The 1,994-nt window shown below is 42.5% G+C and carries 2 protein-coding genes; both read left to right on the forward strand.

Features of this window, described 5'->3' with window-relative positions; translation table 11 throughout:
- On the forward strand, positions 1-291 hold a 291-nt coding region (locus tag IQ228_RS25355), incomplete at its 5' end, for a transposase (protein ID WP_193964911.1).
- 210 nt (positions 292-501) lie between these two features.
- Complete coding sequence (locus IQ228_RS25360) at positions 502-1,605, forward strand: alkene reductase (protein WP_193964913.1); 1,104 nt, start codon at positions 502-504, stop codon at positions 1,603-1,605.
- Positions 1,606-1,994 lie beyond the last annotated feature (389 nt).

Raw genomic sequence — 1,994 nt, forward strand, 5'->3', positions numbered from 1 at the left:
ATAAAATACATCAAAAAAATATATTTACATAACAAATTATGGAAAAAGTGGGAAGACATGGGTTTGTACATTTTCTTTTTACCAAAATACTGCTCCGAAATGAATCCAATTGAATTGAAGTGGCAGCACCTTAAAAAAGATGAGCTATCCGGGCAAATATTTGATGATGAGTTAGACCTTGCTTACGCTGTCATTGATGGTGTTACAGCTAGAGGAAAAAAAGGAAACTATAGTACACATCGTGTAAAATTTAACCCTTTTTTATCACTTTTTCAAAATGAAAAGACGTAACCCTTATCAAAAAAGAGTTTTAATCTCGATTTCAACGTCATCTACTTCAACCTCTGCACAACCTTATTCATACAATTTCTTGGGCTTTACGTCCACCAAAAACTGTTTTTTTAATATCTTCAATCTCACAATCTCCAACTTGCCAGTAATCGTCCCGTCATTTTTGATATAGACTATCCTGAATACTTAAAAACGATTCCAGTTAGATTTATGGATAACACGCTGCAATTATTAACCCCTATACAACTCGGTACTTACACCTTACCGAATCGTCTGGTGATGGCTCCTTTAACTCGCTGTCGTGCTGCGGCTGGCAACGTTCCCTACGAACTCCATGCTACCTACTATGCACAACGAGCAACCGCTGGACTGATTATTTCCGAAGCAACCCAAGTCTGTCCCCAAGGACAAGGTTATCCCGCTACCCCCGGCATCCATTCCGCTGAACAGATTGCTGGCTGGAAAAAAGTTACCCAAGCGGTTCACGACAAAGGTGGTCACATTTTTCTGCAACTCTGGCACGTTGGACGCATTTCCCATCCTGATTTCCAGCCAAATGGTGAATTACCCGTTGCCCCTAGCGCGATCGCCCCAACAGGAGAAGTCGGAACTTACGAAGGCATGAAACCCTACGTCGCGCCCCGCGCCCTTGAACTCGCAGAAATCCCCAGCGTGATTGACCAATATCGTCAAGGTGCGAAAAATGCCCTTGAAGCAGGCTTTGACGGCGTTGAAGTACATGGCGCAAATGGTTATCTGATTGATCAATTTTTGCAAGACTGCACCAACCACCGCACCGATGCCTATGGCGGCTCAGTAGAAAATAGATCACGCTTTTTGATGGAAGTTCTGGAAGCCGTGATTGAAGTCTGGGGTGGCAATCGCGTTGGTTTACGATTATCTCCTTCCGGCAGTTTTAACGACATGGGCGACTCAGACCCCAGGACTCTCTTCAGCTATGTCGTGCAGGAACTCAACAAATTTAACTTAGCCTACCTACACCTCATCGAACCCCGTCTCAATGCAAGCCAAGATACCCTAGAACATCTCAGTAGCGACCTCACCGCTGGTTTTTTCCGTCCCCTGTTTAACAGCAAAATTATTGCCGCTGGCGGATTAAACCGTGAAATTGGCGAACAAATCATCTCCAAGGGCGAAGCTGATCTAATTGCCTATGGTCGCATCTATATTTCTAATCCTGACCTTGTGAAACGTTTTGCCCTGAATGCGTCGTTAAATCCCTACGATCGCAGTACCTTTTACGGCGGCACAGAACAGGGCTACACTGACTATCCCTTTTTAGCAGAAGCGTAAATTTATGATCTCGGAGTGCCGATTTTAAAAGTTGCTCTAGCTTCGTGATTGGCACTCCCAAAACCTGCCTAGAAATATTTTTGTGATTCGTGGCGATCGCCTCTGGCACTTGCAGCAGCGCTTACGCTATCGCTCTAATTTTTATGATAAAAATCTAAAATTTTTGGGTCAATATGTTTGTGTCCTATCAATTTCGTCCCAAAAATTATCGCTAATGATATTGACAAATCCATCCTCCTTAACGAATGAAACAGCCTTGGGGTCTCCCCTCCCTCAATTGTATTACTAGATAAACGTTTTTCGTGAACTCAGAAATATTACTATCATTAATTCATAAAAAAGTTATTTTTTATCTAAAAATTAGTAATTTTAGCAGCATTGAGTATAAT

The sequence above is a fragment of the Dolichospermum sp. LEGE 00246 genome (genome assembly GCF_015207865.1).
Classification (GTDB): Bacteria; Cyanobacteriota; Cyanobacteriia; order Cyanobacteriales; family Nostocaceae; genus Dolichospermum; species Dolichospermum heterosporum.

What these genes read in the sequence shown, in the direction of transcription:
- IQ228_RS25360 (WP_193964913.1), top strand. Translation starts at nt 502, where the DNA reads ATGGATAACACGCTGCAATTATTAACCCCTATACAACTCGGTACTTAC.